This is a genomic window from Kribbella sp. NPDC051620 (assembly GCF_044453825.1).
GTDB lineage: Bacteria > Actinomycetota > Actinomycetes > Propionibacteriales > Kribbellaceae > Kribbella.
In genome coordinates this window covers 840,592-853,067 of record NZ_JBITDB010000005.1, presented here as the reverse complement: position 1 = coordinate 853,067, position 12,476 = coordinate 840,592, and the positions used below count along the sequence as shown (strand labels likewise).

Below are 12,476 nucleotides of genomic sequence, written 5' to 3'. Positions count from 1 at the left end.
CTCAGGTTCCCTTGCGATGGCGCAGGCCCGAGGCGAGCAGGCGTTGCACGATCACCCGGCTCGACACCGGTACAGCCCCGGCCGCCACCAGATCGTCGTACCGATCGGACGGTACGTCGTAATGATCGCGGTCGAAGCCACGAGCCGGAATCCCGGCGGCACGGGCGAACTCGTGCAGTTCCTCGTACGACACATCGCTGACCAGATGCGACCACAACCGATTGTGCGCCGACCAGGCCGGCGGATCGATGTAGATCACCGCGCGGCGCCCTTCTCGTCCTGCGCATCCAGCAGATTCCGCCACGCTCGGACAAAGCGCGAGTTCACGTACGCCTTCGTCCACGACCCGTCCTGCCGCACCGACGAGCCCACGTGGAACCGGCGGACGCCGGCGCCGTACAGCCACGGCACATGCTCCGGCTGGAGCGAGCCGCCCGCCATCATCACCTTCGCGACCTGTTCGTCCCCGGACGCCAGCTTGAGCAGATCGTCGAGACCGTGCCCGACCCCGAGCGACGACCCCGCCGTCAGCACGCAGTCCAGCCCCGGCAGGCTTCGCAGCGCCCGCCATGCCTTCTGCTGCTCGAGCACGGCGTCGACGGCCCGGTGGAACGTCCACGGCGTACCGGCGAAGGTGCTCGCGAGGGAAGCGGCCGAGTCGACGTCGATCTCGTTGTCCGCGTTCAGGAACCCGAAGACGAACCCGTCCGCGCCGGCCGACAGGTAGGACTGCGCCATCGCGGTCAGCCGGTTCAGCTCCGCGCCGTCGGTACCGAACGAGTTGGACAGCCGCAGCATCACCCGCAACGGCAGGTCGGTCACCCGGCGGATCGCGCTGACCGTCGACACCGACGGGCACAAGCCGTCGGCCTCCATCGAGGCGCACAGCTCCAGCCGGTCCGCGCCGCCCTCCTGAGCCGCCTCGGCATCCGCCGGATGCAGAGCGATGATCTCCAGCAACGAACCCATGCCCGCCATCATCCTGCATCGGGCCACGGCACCGCGCCGAAAATAACTGTTGCACTCTCCGAAGGTCTTCTGTATCGTTTTTCTAGAACGATTTAGTAGAACGATGCAGAAGGAGCTGTGCCGATGACACCCCGGGTCACCATCAAGACCGTCGCCCAGGCCGCCGGAGTGTCGCCGTCGACCGTCTCCAACGCCTACAACAAGCCTGACCAGCTCTCCGCCGCGGTCCGCGAGCGGGTCCTGGCCAAGGCCCAGGAGCTCGGGTACGCCGGTCCCGACGCCTCTGCCCGCGCCCTGCGCAGCGGCAAGGCCGGTGCGGTCGGCGTGCTGTTCACCGACAAGCTCTCCTACGCCTTCTCCGACCCGTACGCGGTCGGCTTCCTGGCCGGGCTGGCCGAGGTCGCCGAGGAATTCACCACCAGCCTGCTGCTGATGCCGATCAGCTCCAGCGACATCGAGTCCGGGACGAACGCCGTCCGCCAGGCGGCGATCGACACCGCGGCGATCTTCTGCGTCGACTACGGCCATCCCGCGCTCGATCTGCTGAAGAACCGCGGTATCCCGATGGTGTCGACGATGGGCGGGCACGACCTGGCCGACGGCTGGGTGGCGATCGACGAACGCGACGCCGCCGCGGCGATGGGTGAGCACCTATCCCGGCTCGGCCACCGCGACGTGGTCGTCCTGGTCGACAACCACAAGGCGAGCAGCGCCGGCCCGATCGAGCTCGACGCCGACCAGATCGGCTGCGACGACTGCGAGCTCCGGGTCGCCGGGCTGCGCAAGACGATGCCGGACGCCCGGCTCCGGATCGTCTCGGGCGGTCACAACGCCTTCAGCTCCGGGCTGGCCGCGGCGAGCTGGGTGCTCGACTCGCAGGACCGGCCGACCGCGATCGCCGGGCTGAGCGACGTGCAGGCGCTCGGCGCGATGGAGGCGATGAAGATCCGCGGCCTGACCCCGGGCCGGGACCTGACCGTGACCGGCTTCGACGACATCCCCGCCGCCGAGACGGCCGGGCTGACCACGATCCGGCAGCCGATCAAGGACAAGGGCCGCGCCGTCGGCCGGATGCTGCTGGACCCGAACGAGACCGAGCGTCATCTCACCCTGCCGACCGAGCTGGTCGTCCGCGCGAGCAGCGGTCCCGCACCCCGCAACTGAATCACCCACCTCAGCTGCCGATGGCCGGCCCGGCCATGGGTTCTGATCACCACGCCCTTCGGAAGGGAGCACGACCATGACTTACTTCATCGCCGGCAACACCGCAGTGGAGAACGCGAGGTCCCTCGCCCAGTCCGCACTGCCGAATGCTCCTCAGGAGGAGTACTACGAGCCGGTTCGCCGCGGATTCGCCTTCCGCGCAAGGCTTTCCGCCGTACTGCGAACCGCCGCCGAGCGCGAGCTCAAGCTCGCCGATCGCCTCGACCCGGCGCCGCGCTGCGAGCCGCTGGCCGGCTGATCCACCCAGACCTCTCCCGAGGCGACAGAACCCCAGGCCGATCGGCGTGGGGTTTTGTCGGTTCCGTCTGGCACTCTGAAGGGCGATGAACGAACCAGGTGTGTTGCTGACAGCCCGGGCACAGGTGCTTCACGACCTGGCGGCGCGGGGATTCGACGACGCCATCATGGTGTCCCTGCTGGAGGACGCCGTCGCGGGACGGCAGTGGTGGCTGGACCAATGGCCGGACGGCGCCGAGCACATCGCCGGCCTGGTCGCCCAGGACGTTCAGGACCGCCTCTCCGACTCCGGCGTCCGCTGGCCGCGCTGCACCGCCTGCGACGACCTCAACGACCACGAACTCCGCATCGAACCCGAGCTCGGCCCCGACCCCCACTGGGTCTGCGAACGAGCCGGCATCTCGGTCTCTCCCCTCGGCCACCTGACCTAACGCGCGGGACCACTCAGGGAAATACCTGGTCGCGCTACATGTAGACAGCCTACTACTATCACCACCATGAAGTCTTTGGTGGTGCTTCGGGTTGTCGCGGTGCTGCATGCCGTCGCGGCCTGTCTGCAACCCGTGCTCGCGGGCGTCTATCTGAACGGGTCGGGCAGCGCGATGCGACTGCACGAGCCGATCGGCCTCGGCCTCGCCTTCCTCTCGCTCGGCCAAGTACTGCTCGCCACGATCTACTGGCGCTCCGGCGGCAAAGGCTCCGCAGCCCTCGTATCCCTCTTGCTACTCGCCGCAGAAGCAATCCAGATCTCGACGGGCTACACCCGCGACCTCGCCGTCCACATCCCCCTCGGCATCACCATCGTCGCGCTCGTCATCGCCTTCGCCATCTGGACCTTCCGCCCGGCCGCGAGGCCCGCATGATCACCCTGTGGCTGTTGAGGATGACCCTCCTCCTGCACGCAGTACTCGTCGCAGCGCAGCCGATTCTCGCCGGGTACTTCCTGTCCGGCGAGGTCGACGCGATGGCGTGGCACGGCCCGATCGGGTCGTCGCTGTTCCTGATCGCCTTCATCCAGCTCGTCGCCGCGATCCTGTACTGGCGCCCCGGCCGAGGCCGCCTCTGGCCGGCCCTCGTCACCATTGGCCTGATCGTCGCCGAGCTGACCCAGGTCGTCTTCGGCTACCAGCAGAACTTCGCCGTCCACGTGCCACTCGGCACCGCGATCGTGATCACCGTGCTCTGGATGACGGTCTGGTCCTTCCGCTCCACCGCACGCCGAGAGGTGAAGAAATGAAGCTGTCCCGCCGTGGATTCCTCGGAGCGGCCGGTGGTACCGGCGTGGCCCTCACGCTGGCCGGTTGCGGCCTCGACGCCTCCCGCGCCCAGTCCGCCGAACTCCTGAAGAGCAAGGCGCCCCTGCCCGAAGCCTTCAAGGTCCCACTGCCGATCCCACCCGTGAAGAAACCGCTCCGAACGCAAGCCGGGACCGACTACTACCGCGTCGTCCAGCAGAAGGCCTCGCTGGAGATCCTGCCCGGCTTGAAGACCGAGATCCTCGGGTACGACGGACTGCTCCCCGGCCCGACCTTCGACGTACCGAGCGGCCGGACAACAGTCATCCAGCAGGTCAACCAACTCGACGTACCGACGGCCGTGCATCTCCATGGCGGGCACACGCCGGCCGCGAGCGACGGCTGGCCACTGGATCTGCTGATGCCCACCGGCGAGCACCAAGAGCACGCCGGACACATGGCCGGGGGCGACGTCAGGACGGGTAGCCGGACGTACACCTACCCGAACACGCAACGCGCCGCGACCCTCTGGTATCACGACCACCGGATGGACTACACGGCTCCGCAGGTCTACCGCGGGCTGTTCGGCCTGCATCTGATTCGTGATGCCGAAGAGGACGCACTTCCCTTACCTGGTGGCGATCGCGAGATCCCGCTGATGCTGGCGGACCGGGCGTTCGCCGCCGACGGCTCGTTCCTCTACCCGGCGGCGAAGGACGGACCCGGGGTCGAGGCGAAGTACATGGAAGGTGTGATCGGCGACGTCATGCTGGTCAACGGCGCCCCGTGGCCGGTGCTCGAGGTGGATGCGGCGCGGTATCGCTTCCGCATTCTCAACGCCTCGAACGCGCGTCGCTACGAGCTCGCCCTCGATCCCGGCCCGGCGACGTTCGTCCAGATCGGCAGCGACGGCGGGTTACTCGGAGCGCCCGTCGAACACAAGACGCTGGTGATCGCGCCGGCTGAGCGCTTCGACGTGGTGGTGGACTTTTCGGAGTACCAGCCAGGCGCTGAAGTCACCTTGCTCAACAAGTTGGACAGCGGCCGGGCCGGCCAGCTGATGCGATTCAAGGTCGCCCGCAAGGCTCGAGACGACAGCAACGTGCCCGCGCGGCTTTCGTCGTACGCTGCCGTCCCCGAACCGTCCGGCCTCATCCACCGCGAGTGGCGCTTCCGCCGAGGCTCGGCCAACGGCCACCAAGGCTGGACCATCAACGGCAAAGCCTTCGATCCCCAGCAGATGCAGGCCTCCGTGAAGCTCGACCAGTACGAGGTCTGGTCCTTCGTCACCGACGTCCATCACCCCGTCCACGTCCACCTCGCCCCCTTCCAGGTACTCCGCCGCGGGGGAGCCAAGCCCGGCCCGTACGACACCGGCTGGAAGGACACAGTCGACATCCGCCCCGCCGAGGTCGTCGACGTCCTGGTCAGATTCTCCACCCACAAAGGCAAATACCTCATCCACTGCCACAACCTCGAACACGAGGACATGGCCATGATGGCCGCCTTCGAAACGATCTAGAGCCTCCGCCAAGCAAGGGCGGGCAGCGAGAAGGCGTCATGTAGCGCGCCGGAGGTGGTGTAGTCGACCGTGGCAGGTGTGCCCAGCGGAAACCCGCTGACCGGATCGGTGTTGAAGAGCCCTGCGCCCAGCAGGCCGGCGCCCCACACACCGACCAGTACTGCGCCTAGGCGTGCTCTCCGCACCGACGCCGATCCGCCGCTCGCCAGAGTCCGATGGCGAAGGCGACCGCCAGTGCGCCGGCCACCAGGAAGTTCGCGGTCTGGATCCAGCCGTTGTTGCCGAGGGCAAGGGAACTCACCGGGTGGCGCAGTTGGCTGTAGCCGTCGCCTTTGAAGGCTCCTTCGAGCAGGAAGGTGAGGACGAAGAGCGGGCCGGCCAGCAATCCGCAGTACAGCAAGCGGTTTCGGACCATCGGCAGCTGGGCGGTTGTGGTCATCAGTGTTCTCCGCGGGCGGCTGCTTGGTAGGCCTGGGCGCGGAGGGCTTCGCGGTCGATGCCGGCCAATTCCAGGGCGCGGGCGACGCGGCCGAGGGTGGTGTCGAGAGCGCCGACGAGTAGGTGGGCGGCGCCGATGCGGCCGCCGCCGGTGGCCGAGGCGGTGGCCATCGCGCGCTTGAGCAGCAGCTTTGCAGTCTCGCCAATCTGAGGGCTGCGAGAGCGGTCCGGTGTTGCCTTGGGCAACTCGGCGATGGCTACGGCGACGCCTGCGCTTGCGAGGCTTTGTTCCCATTCGCGGTCGAGCGCCGCTCGGGTCGTCTCGTGGGTCAGGCCTGCATCGGCGAGCAGGCGGGCGGTCGCAGTACCGGACAGTTCGGTCAGGGCGAGTAGTACGTGCTCGGCCTCGATCGCGGGCGAGCCGTCCTCGACCGCTTCGGCGCGGGCACCGCGGACCAGGACGGACCGGACATCGTTCACCTTCGTCGTCATCAACGCCTCCTCAGGGCGACGCCGGCGGCGATCAGCCGCTTGGCGTGTTTCTTGTGCACGGCCTGCCGGGTCACGCCCAGCACCTCGGCGACGTCGGACCAGCTCCAGCCGGCCCGCATCGCCTGCTCCACCTGGCTGTCCTCGATCCGGTCGGCCAGCCGCCGCAACGCGACCACCGACGCCAGTCCGGCGCCGGGATCGTCCTCCTCCACCAGCTTCTCCATGCTTAGCAACTTAGGTTGACAACACCGACATGTCAACTCAAGTTGCTAAAAAGCACCCTTGACCGCGCGCCGAAGAGCCGTTTATATTCAACACATCAGTTGATCAACGGGATGGTTGATAAAGATGTCAGTTGACGAAGAGGCGCTGGATCGGGCCTTCACCGCGCTCGGTGATCCGGTCCGCCGGGCGCTGATCGCGCGGTTGTCGCGTGGTGAGGCGACGGTCAACGAGCTCGCGGAGCCGTTCGAGATCACCAAGCAGGCGATCTCGCGGCACCTGCAGGTGCTCGAGGCGGCCGGCCTGATCACCCGCAGCCGGGACGGCCAGCGCCGTCCTTGCCATCTCAACCCGGCCGTTCTGGAGAGCCTGACCAGCTGGATCGACGGCTACCGGCTCGCCTCCGAGCGCCGGTTCCGGCAGATCGACACCATCCTCGAAACCGCGAAGGAGCAGGAGAAATGAGCACCAACCCCACCACCATCACCGCCCCGCCTGGCACGCCGTTCATCGAGGTGACGCGCGAGTTCGACGCGACGCCGGCCCAGCTGTTCCGGGTCCAGACCGACCCCGACCTGGTCGCCCAGTGGCTGGGCCCGCGCGACCTCGAGATGACGGTCGAGGAGTACGACGTCCGGCCGGGCGGCAAGTACCGGTACATCCACAGGCGCGGCGACGACGAGTTCGCGTTCCGTGGTGTCTTCCACACCGTCGAGCCCGAGACGCTGGTGATCCAGACCTTCGAGTGGGAAGGGGCGCCGGGCGAGGTGTGCCTGGAGCGCGCGACCTACGAGAAGACTGACACCGGCGTACGGCTGCACACGCAGTCCGTCTTTCCCTCGGTCGAATCCCGGGACGCCGCCGTCCAGAGCGGGATGGAGTACGGCATCAACGACTCGATGGACCGGCTCGCCGAGCTGCTCGCCCGCGGGGAGGGAGCATGAGCAGAGTCATCGCCACCGCGGCCGTCTCCCTGGACGGGTTCGTCGCTGACACCTCGGACGCTGTCGGGCCGCTGTTCGACTGGTACAACAACGGGCCGGTAGAGCTCTACGGCGCCGATCCCGGCCGCCCGTTCCACGTCAGCCAGGCCACCGCCGACTACCTGAACTCCGTCTGGCCGGACATCGGCGTCACGATGATCGGACGCCGTCTGTTCGACCTGACGAACGGCTGGAACGGCGTACCGTCGGTGGGTGACCACGTCGTCGTGGTCACCCACGCGCCGCCGACCGACTGGCCCTTCCCCGACGCCCCGTTCACCTTCGTCGACGGCATCGAGCAGGCTGTCGACCAGGCGAAGGCGCTGGCCGGCGACCGCGACGTGGTCGTTGCTGCCGGCAACCTCACCGGCCAGCTCCTCGAAGCCGGCCTGCTGGACGACCTGGTCCTCAACCTGGTCCCCGTCGTCTTCGGCACCGGCCGCCCGTTCTTCGGCGACTACACCGGCCGCCTGCAACTCTTCAACAACCCCAGAGTCATCGAGGGCGACCGCGTGACCCACCTGCACTACGCGATCCGGTAGAAAGTCCCCATGGGCGCAAAGGACTGGATGCTGATGTACGCCGAGGGCACCATCGCCGAAGTACTCCGCACACATCCGCAACCGGATCGAGCTGCCACCCGGGCCCTGGTCGAGCGGCTCCACCCCGAGACGCTTCTGACGGCGGTGACGGACGGGAACCTTCTCGAGAACCCGAACCCGCCGGACGGCCTCGTGTACGCCGGCGTGTACCCCGGTCTGACCGTGCTCTGCAGTGGGACGGTGGCGCTCGATCGGCCGTCGACCCTGCCCGCGAAGTACCTCGCCGAGGCCAACGGCCGGACCGTCTACCTGCACGCGACGCACAGCGTCGTCGACTGGTTCGCCTATGCGATCTGGGCGCCGGACGGCACCCTGACTCGCTCACTCAGCCTCGCCCCCGACGACGGGGTGATGGAGAACATCGGCCAGCCGCTGCCCTTCGAGCATGCCTATTGGGCCGGCGAGCATCCGCTGGTGGCCGGCGATCCCGTTCCCGTCAGCCGTGCCTACTTGCCCGGCAGATCCCCGGCCACGCCCGACAGCCCTCCGCCGATGCCGAGTGAAGGCGCCGACAGCTACCCGTTGCCCTTCCATCCCCTGGAGCTGTCGGAGGCCGCGCTGCGCACCTTGTTCGGGTTCGTCTATGAAGGCCAACTCCTGGACGACGACCCTGAGCTGGAAGAGATCACCCTGTTGGGCTACCGCAGCGCGGGATGATCAGCGATGACCGTGTAACTGCCCGGGTCGATCTCAGTGAAACCAGCGTCCTGTACTACGGGAAGCCCACTGGCCATCAAGCCTTCCCACCGGGCCGGGGTGGCGGTGCGGACGGCGAGGCGGAAGCCGTCCTCCTGCCATGCTTTCCGATCGGCGTCCGGCAGCTCGAACCATGCGAGGTGCACGCCGTGACCGACCTGGGCCATCGTTTTGCCGGTCGACATCTCAAGCCCCGGATTCACCCACAGCACCGGCAACCCGTCGTCCACCGCGGGCAACTCCTCCGGATCCTCCAGATCGGTCCCGGTGACCTGCAGCTTCGCCAGGTCCTTGGGCACCTCGTCCAGTGGTACTGGCGGAAACACCCGTACTACCGCTGTCCCACCCACGACCGTGATCCCCGGCAGCGCCTCCGCCCGTCGCCACTCGGCACCGCGGGCCCGGCGGACCACCTTCCGGATCCGCGCGTCCTGCCAGCCGCGCATCGCCTCGGCCCACTCCCCCTCACCAACAGACCGCTCATCCGCCAGAATCGCCAGCACCGCCCGCGCCGCCGTCTCCAGCGCATCCGTCTGCCCAGGCCGCTCCACCTTCTCCACCCGCAGCACCAGCGTCAGCACGAACTCCTCAGAACTCACCCCGCCGAGTCTGCCAGTGACCGCTGAGCGAACACCCGCCGCCCGACCGCCGTGCCGCACCCGGCCGCCGATCGCCCGACTGTTAACTTGACCCCATGCGGCAGTATCTGGAGCTTCTCGACCACGTCCTCACCACCGGAGTCGAGAAGGGCGACCGCACCGGCACCGGAACGCTGAGCGTCTTCGGCTACCAGTCGCGCTACGACCTCACCGAGGGTTTCCCCGCGGTGACGACGAAGAAGCTGCACCTGCGGTCGGTGATCGGCGAGCTGATCTGGTTCCTGAGCGGCTCGACCAACATCAAGTGGCTGCACGAGAACAACATCAAGATCTGGGACGAGTGGGCCGACGCCGACGGCGAGCTGGGCCCGGTCTACGGCTACCAGTGGCGCTCCTGGCCGACCCCGGACGGCCGGCACATCGACCAGATCGCCGCGCTGATCGAGTCGATCAGGACCAACCCGAACTCCCGCCGGCACATCGTCAACGCCTGGAACGTCGCCGACGTCGACGGCATGGCGCTGCCGCCGTGCCACACGATGTTCCAGTTCTACGTGGCTGACGGCAAGCTGTCCTGCCAGCTGTACCAGCGCTCGGCCGACATCTTCCTCGGCGTCCCGTTCAACATCGCTTCGTACGCCCTGCTGACCCACATGGTCGCCCAGCAGACCGGTCTCGAGGTCGGCGACTTCGTGCATACGCTCGGCGACGCGCACCTCTACCTGAACCATCTCGACCAGGCCAAGCTCCAGCTCACCCGCGAACCCCGGCCGCTGCCCACGCTTCAGCTGGCCAAGCGCGACTCGATCGACTCGTACGAGATCGCGGACGTCGTACTGGACGGCTACGACCCGCACCCCGTGATCAAGGCGCCCATCGCCGTATGACCGTCATCCTGATCGCCGCGGTCGGCGCCAACGGCGTGATCGGGCGGGACAACGATCTGCCGTGGCGGATTCGTGAGGACCTTCAGCATTTCAAGGCGCTCACCCTTGGCCACACGCTGGTGATGGGCCGCAAGACCTATGACTCCATCGGCCGGCCGTTGCCTGGCCGGCGTACCGTCGTCGTCACCCGACAGCTCGACTGGTCGGTCGACGGCGTCGAGGTCGTGCACGACCTCGACATCGCCCTGAAGCTTGCTGATAGCAACGATCTGTACGTGGCCGGCGGCGGCGAGATCTACCGCCAGGCCCTCCCGTACGCCGACCGCCTGGAACTGACCGAGGTCGACCAGTCCCCCGACGGCGACGTCACCTTCCCCACCTTCGACCGCACCACCTGGCGCGAAACCGCCCGCACCCAGCACGACGGTTTCGCCTTCGTCACCTACGTTCGCTAGTTGTTGCGCGGGTCGGTCGTGCTCTCGGCCTTGTAGGAGTTGTACTCCGGCTTCGGGGTGCCGTCCGTGTTGAGCAGGTCCAGGGCCTGGCCGGTGTGGGAGGCGATGGTGGACTGGTTGGAGAGCCAGACGTCGTGGGTGCGGAGCATGGTGAACATGGCGTGCATGTAGAAGTCGGTCCAGGCCTGGTCCTCGTTGCCGGGCCAGGTGAGCTCGATCGTGTCGTTCCACTCCGTGTCGGCGAGCTTGAGTTCGTCGGCGATCGGGTAGCCCTCGTCGGTCAGGCCGGCGAACGTGGTGTTCACGTAGGCCTGCAGGTTGTCGTAGAAGGTGCCCCAGGCATCTATCCGGGCCTGGGCGTGCGCCTGGGTGTCGTTCTCGGTCGGCGTCACCAGGTAGGTGTGGGTGGAGATGAAGTCCGGCAGCCAGTCGCGGTTCTGCGCATTGGCCAGGTAGTCGGCCTTGGCCGCGGCCAGCCAGACCTTCAGCTCTGCCAGGTCTGCCGTGTCGCTGTTGGACCAGCCGGGCCCACCGATGAAGATCTGGTGGCCGAGCGTACGGGCGTAGGCCTTCAGCACGGGCACGTTCACCCAGAGCTCGTCGTGGTACCGCTGCCCGGTCATGCCGCAGTAGTGGTCGGGCTCATTGCCCATCTCGTAAAGCTTTACCCGGCTACCTGCCGTCCGGATGATCCACTGCTGCCAGGCAAGCGACCAGGGGTCGGGCGCTGTCGCGCACTGCTGGTCCCAGATCGGTGGCAGCCCAACCAGGGGCTCCGCGCCGAGACGGCGGATACCGTCGATGGCTGCGTTGAACTGCGCCTCCGTCTGGCAGTCGGTCGGGCGCAACTCGCACGGCGGCTTCCACATCTGCCACTTGATGACCCTGATCTTGGCGGCCGTGACGTTGGCACTCGCGGTCGGGTTGCTGATCGCAGTACCGCCGTCCATGTCCCAGGCGCCGATGTGCGAGCCGTAGATGAGGTTCTGCGCCTCGAAGAGTGCGCCGCGTGGGTCTGTCGCCTTGGTGGCGGTCGTGAAGGTCGCGTCGGCTCCGGTGGTCCGCCCGCCAGAGTTCAGACAGTTGAGGCGGTAGTGGTACGTCGTACCGGCAGTGAGGCCGGTCAACTTGGCAGACACGTCGGCGGTGGCAGCAGCGTCGGGCGTGGCCGCGGAGTACCGCCTGGTGGTGCCGTAGTCGAAGTGACAGGTGGTCGCCAGTCCACGCGGATCCACGGTCCCCGTGACCACAGCCGTCGTACTGCGAACCTCCCGCGCCGGCCCCGTCGTCACCACGGGCGGCAACTCGGTCGGCGCCGTCCAGCTCACGTCGTCGAGGTACACGCGTCCGCTCCACGTGGCACTGTCGATCTCGATGCCCAGATGGTGGAGGTTCGCCACCGACGGGACCGTGAACGCGATCGTGGTCCACTCGCCCGGCTTGAGGCTCACCTTGGCGCCGAAGTGCTCAGTGAACGCATCGTCGGTCACGTAAGGCATGGCCTCGAGCGACCTGGCATTGCGCGGCGCATAGACCTGGTACGTCACCACCGACCCGACTCCGACTCCGGCCGGCCTGGCGGGCGACTGGAAGCCGGGGTACTCGTCCCCGTCGACCGGCAGCGCCAGCGAGTGATCTCTACTGCGGGCAACCGTCGTGGAGTTCACCGGAGCCGCGTCGCCCCAGTCCAGGCTCCACCCCTGGAGTGTTCCGTCGTCCCAGTCATAGCCGGGATCAGTTGCGGCCTGTACCGCTCCCCCTCCGGCAGCGGTCGCCAGTACCGCGATCAAAGTGCCTATGAGTACGAGTGTGAACAAACGCCTGTTCACTCCACGCTGTAACCGTCGCATCGAGGCCCCCCTCGGTCAGTCATCGATTCTGCGGTGCCCGCACGCCGTGTGGCAATGGGTCGGGT

General features: G+C 67.6%; 20 protein-coding genes. 12 read left to right on the top strand and 8 right to left on the bottom strand.

Going from position 1 to position 12,476, the window contains the following annotated elements:
* Position 1 precedes the first annotated feature (1 nt).
* Both ACIA12_RS28820 and ACIA12_RS28815 read right to left on the bottom strand, forming a co-directional pair.
* Complete coding sequence (locus ACIA12_RS28820) at positions 2 to 259, bottom strand: DUF4031 domain-containing protein (RefSeq protein WP_396370203.1); 258 nt, start codon at positions 257 to 259, stop codon at positions 2 to 4.
* Positions 256 to 969, bottom strand: coding sequence for a copper homeostasis protein CutC (locus ACIA12_RS28815; protein ID WP_396370202.1), 714 nt, complete (start codon positions 967 to 969; stop codon positions 256 to 258). The genes ACIA12_RS28820 and ACIA12_RS28815 overlap by 4 nt, the downstream gene beginning before the upstream one ends.
* A gap of 123 nt (positions 970 to 1,092) precedes the next feature.
* On the opposite strand from ACIA12_RS28815, the gene ACIA12_RS28810 reads away from it, so the two are divergent.
* The 6 genes from ACIA12_RS28810 (at position 1,093) to ACIA12_RS28785 (ending at position 5,187) form a co-directional block, all read left to right on the top strand.
* Positions 1,093 to 2,133 (top strand): LacI family DNA-binding transcriptional regulator, encoded by a 1,041-nt coding sequence (locus ACIA12_RS28810; protein ID WP_396370201.1) that lies wholly within the window; start codon positions 1,093 to 1,095, stop codon positions 2,131 to 2,133.
* Positions 2,134 to 2,209: 76 nt separating this feature from the next.
* Positions 2,210 to 2,431 (top strand): hypothetical protein, encoded by a 222-nt coding sequence (locus tag ACIA12_RS28805; protein ID WP_396370200.1) that lies wholly within the window; start codon positions 2,210 to 2,212, stop codon positions 2,429 to 2,431.
* A gap of 85 nt (positions 2,432 to 2,516) precedes the next feature.
* Positions 2,517 to 2,861: a hypothetical protein gene (locus ACIA12_RS28800; RefSeq protein ID WP_363812911.1), complete on the top strand. Its 345-nt coding sequence runs from the start codon at positions 2,517 to 2,519 to the stop codon at positions 2,859 to 2,861.
* A 66-nt stretch (positions 2,862 to 2,927) separates the two neighbouring features.
* Entirely contained in the window at positions 2,928 to 3,293 is a 366-nt protein-coding gene (locus tag ACIA12_RS28795; RefSeq protein ID WP_396370198.1) for a hypothetical protein, read from the top strand.
* A gap of 20 nt (positions 3,294 to 3,313) precedes the next feature.
* A complete protein-coding gene (locus ACIA12_RS28790) occupies positions 3,314 to 3,667 on the top strand; it encodes a hypothetical protein (protein ID WP_396370437.1) in 354 nt (117 codons plus the stop codon).
* Entirely contained in the window at positions 3,664 to 5,187 is a 1,524-nt protein-coding gene (locus tag ACIA12_RS28785; RefSeq protein WP_396370196.1) for a multicopper oxidase domain-containing protein, read from the top strand. The genes ACIA12_RS28790 and ACIA12_RS28785 overlap by 4 nt, the downstream gene beginning before the upstream one ends.
* Here the strand turns inward: ACIA12_RS28785 and ACIA12_RS28780 are convergent.
* Genes ACIA12_RS28780 through ACIA12_RS28765 form a run of 4 tightly spaced genes read right to left on the bottom strand, consistent with a single transcriptional unit; the run spans position 5,184 to position 6,341 of the window.
* Positions 5,184 to 5,372, bottom strand: a complete 189-nt coding sequence (locus ACIA12_RS28780) for a DUF998 domain-containing protein (RefSeq protein ID WP_396370194.1) — start codon at positions 5,370 to 5,372, stop codon at positions 5,184 to 5,186. The two genes, ACIA12_RS28785 and ACIA12_RS28780, sit on opposite strands and share 4 nt — an antisense overlap.
* Complete coding sequence (locus ACIA12_RS28775; protein WP_396370193.1) at positions 5,354 to 5,626, bottom strand: DUF998 domain-containing protein; 273 nt, start codon at positions 5,624 to 5,626, stop codon at positions 5,354 to 5,356. Before ACIA12_RS28775 ends, ACIA12_RS28780 begins: the two co-directional genes overlap by 19 nt.
* The gene (locus tag ACIA12_RS28770; RefSeq protein ID WP_396370192.1) at positions 5,626 to 6,117 is read right to left on the bottom strand and encodes a Clp protease N-terminal domain-containing protein; all 492 of its coding nucleotides are present in this window, start codon (positions 6,115 to 6,117) and stop codon (positions 5,626 to 5,628) included. The genes ACIA12_RS28775 and ACIA12_RS28770 overlap by 1 nt, the downstream gene beginning before the upstream one ends.
* On the bottom strand, positions 6,117 to 6,341 hold the full coding sequence (locus tag ACIA12_RS28765; protein ID WP_343979904.1) for a hypothetical protein: 225 nt from the start codon (positions 6,339 to 6,341) through the stop codon (positions 6,117 to 6,119). The genes ACIA12_RS28770 and ACIA12_RS28765 overlap by 1 nt, the downstream gene beginning before the upstream one ends.
* 124 nt (positions 6,342 to 6,465) lie before the next feature.
* On the opposite strand from ACIA12_RS28765, the gene ACIA12_RS28760 reads away from it, so the two are divergent.
* The 4 genes from ACIA12_RS28760 to ACIA12_RS28745 are packed head-to-tail and all read left to right on the top strand — an operon-like array spanning position 6,466 to position 8,581.
* Positions 6,466 to 6,804 (top strand): ArsR/SmtB family transcription factor, encoded by a 339-nt coding sequence (locus ACIA12_RS28760; RefSeq protein WP_396370190.1) that lies wholly within the window; start codon positions 6,466 to 6,468, stop codon positions 6,802 to 6,804.
* The gene (locus ACIA12_RS28755; protein ID WP_396370188.1) at positions 6,801 to 7,283 is read left to right on the top strand and encodes an SRPBCC family protein; all 483 of its coding nucleotides are present in this window, start codon (positions 6,801 to 6,803) and stop codon (positions 7,281 to 7,283) included. The genes ACIA12_RS28760 and ACIA12_RS28755 overlap by 4 nt, the downstream gene beginning before the upstream one ends.
* Entirely contained in the window at positions 7,280 to 7,864 is a 585-nt protein-coding gene (locus ACIA12_RS28750) for a dihydrofolate reductase family protein (protein WP_396370187.1), read from the top strand. The genes ACIA12_RS28755 and ACIA12_RS28750 overlap by 4 nt, the downstream gene beginning before the upstream one ends.
* A gap of 9 nt (positions 7,865 to 7,873) precedes the next feature.
* The gene (locus ACIA12_RS28745; protein ID WP_396370185.1) at positions 7,874 to 8,581 is read left to right on the top strand and encodes a DUF6928 family protein; all 708 of its coding nucleotides are present in this window, start codon (positions 7,874 to 7,876) and stop codon (positions 8,579 to 8,581) included.
* Here the strand turns inward: ACIA12_RS28745 and ACIA12_RS28740 are convergent.
* On the bottom strand, positions 8,563 to 9,219 hold the full coding sequence (locus ACIA12_RS28740; protein WP_396370183.1) for a peptidyl-tRNA hydrolase: 657 nt from the start codon (positions 9,217 to 9,219) through the stop codon (positions 8,563 to 8,565). The two genes, ACIA12_RS28745 and ACIA12_RS28740, sit on opposite strands and share 19 nt — an antisense overlap.
* Positions 9,220 to 9,314: 95 nt before the next feature.
* Between ACIA12_RS28740 and ACIA12_RS28735 the strand changes: the two genes are divergently transcribed.
* The gene (locus ACIA12_RS28735; protein ID WP_396370181.1) at positions 9,315 to 10,106 is read left to right on the top strand and encodes a thymidylate synthase; all 792 of its coding nucleotides are present in this window, start codon (positions 9,315 to 9,317) and stop codon (positions 10,104 to 10,106) included.
* Positions 10,103 to 10,561: a dihydrofolate reductase gene (locus tag ACIA12_RS28730; protein WP_396370179.1), complete on the top strand. Its 459-nt coding sequence runs from the start codon at positions 10,103 to 10,105 to the stop codon at positions 10,559 to 10,561. The genes ACIA12_RS28735 and ACIA12_RS28730 overlap by 4 nt, the downstream gene beginning before the upstream one ends.
* Here ACIA12_RS28730 and ACIA12_RS28725 read toward each other — a convergent pair.
* Positions 10,558 to 12,390 (bottom strand): hypothetical protein, encoded by a 1,833-nt coding sequence (locus ACIA12_RS28725; protein ID WP_396370177.1) that lies wholly within the window; start codon positions 12,388 to 12,390, stop codon positions 10,558 to 10,560. The genes ACIA12_RS28730 and ACIA12_RS28725 overlap by 4 nt on opposite strands.
* Positions 12,391 to 12,476: the final 86 nt, after the last annotated feature.

What these genes read in the sequence shown, in the direction of transcription:
- ACIA12_RS28815 (WP_396370202.1), bottom strand. Translation starts at nt 969, where the DNA reads ATGGGTTCGTTGCTGGAGATCATCGCTCTGCATCCGGCGGATGCCGAG.
- ACIA12_RS28810 (WP_396370201.1), top strand. Translation starts at nt 1,093, where the DNA reads ATGACACCCCGGGTCACCATCAAGACCGTCGCCCAGGCCGCCGGAGTG.
- ACIA12_RS28805 (WP_396370200.1), top strand. Translation starts at nt 2,210, where the DNA reads ATGACTTACTTCATCGCCGGCAACACCGCAGTGGAGAACGCGAGGTCC.
- ACIA12_RS28800 (WP_363812911.1), top strand. Translation starts at nt 2,517, where the DNA reads ATGAACGAACCAGGTGTGTTGCTGACAGCCCGGGCACAGGTGCTTCAC.
- ACIA12_RS28795 (WP_396370198.1), top strand. Translation starts at nt 2,928, where the DNA reads ATGAAGTCTTTGGTGGTGCTTCGGGTTGTCGCGGTGCTGCATGCCGTC.
- ACIA12_RS28790 (WP_396370437.1), top strand. Translation starts at nt 3,314, where the DNA reads ATGACCCTCCTCCTGCACGCAGTACTCGTCGCAGCGCAGCCGATTCTC.
- ACIA12_RS28785 (WP_396370196.1), top strand. Translation starts at nt 3,664, where the DNA reads ATGAAGCTGTCCCGCCGTGGATTCCTCGGAGCGGCCGGTGGTACCGGC.
- ACIA12_RS28775 (WP_396370193.1), bottom strand. Translation starts at nt 5,626, where the DNA reads ATGACCACAACCGCCCAGCTGCCGATGGTCCGAAACCGCTTGCTGTAC.
- ACIA12_RS28770 (WP_396370192.1), bottom strand. Translation starts at nt 6,117, where the DNA reads ATGACGACGAAGGTGAACGATGTCCGGTCCGTCCTGGTCCGCGGTGCC.
- ACIA12_RS28765 (WP_343979904.1), bottom strand. Translation starts at nt 6,341, where the DNA reads ATGGAGAAGCTGGTGGAGGAGGACGATCCCGGCGCCGGACTGGCGTCG.
- ACIA12_RS28760 (WP_396370190.1), top strand. Translation starts at nt 6,466, where the DNA reads ATGTCAGTTGACGAAGAGGCGCTGGATCGGGCCTTCACCGCGCTCGGT.
- ACIA12_RS28755 (WP_396370188.1), top strand. Translation starts at nt 6,801, where the DNA reads ATGAGCACCAACCCCACCACCATCACCGCCCCGCCTGGCACGCCGTTC.
- ACIA12_RS28750 (WP_396370187.1), top strand. Translation starts at nt 7,280, where the DNA reads ATGAGCAGAGTCATCGCCACCGCGGCCGTCTCCCTGGACGGGTTCGTC.
- ACIA12_RS28745 (WP_396370185.1), top strand. Translation starts at nt 7,874, where the DNA reads ATGGGCGCAAAGGACTGGATGCTGATGTACGCCGAGGGCACCATCGCC.
- ACIA12_RS28735 (WP_396370181.1), top strand. Translation starts at nt 9,315, where the DNA reads ATGCGGCAGTATCTGGAGCTTCTCGACCACGTCCTCACCACCGGAGTC.
- ACIA12_RS28730 (WP_396370179.1), top strand. Translation starts at nt 10,103, where the DNA reads ATGACCGTCATCCTGATCGCCGCGGTCGGCGCCAACGGCGTGATCGGG.